Source organism: Shewanella sp. CAL98-MNA-CIBAN-0140 (assembly GCF_040309905.1).
GTDB classification, from domain to species: domain Bacteria; phylum Pseudomonadota; class Gammaproteobacteria; order Enterobacterales; family Shewanellaceae; genus Shewanella; species Shewanella psychromarinicola.
Genome location: NZ_JBEOPI010000260.1, coordinates 1 through 244, shown reverse-complemented (window position 1 = coordinate 244; position 244 = coordinate 1). Strand labels below are relative to the sequence as shown.

Genomic DNA, 244 nt, shown 5'->3' with positions numbered 1-244 from the left:
ACCTGTTGGTCTGCGCGCTGTTGTTTGCGGCGGGGACCAACGCGCTGGTGGGGCCGCACGATTTGCTGATCGGTCTGTTTGCTTCCAGCGTCGCGGGTTGGGGCTTGATTGTGCTGTCGACGCTGCTGATGTTGTTGAACGTCAGCGACGGCATTCGCCGGCTGGCCAAGTTGCGTTATCACTTGGCGTTGCAACTGTTATTGATCCTGATCTACGTGGTGGTTGCCGAGCGGGTGGTAGAGAT

Annotated in this window: 1 protein-coding gene; it reads left to right on the top strand. The window is 58.6% G+C overall.

The window, feature by feature from the left end:
• The coding region (locus tag AAEY93_RS20990; protein WP_351079670.1) for a hypothetical protein at nucleotides 1-244 on the top strand (244 nt) is incomplete at both ends.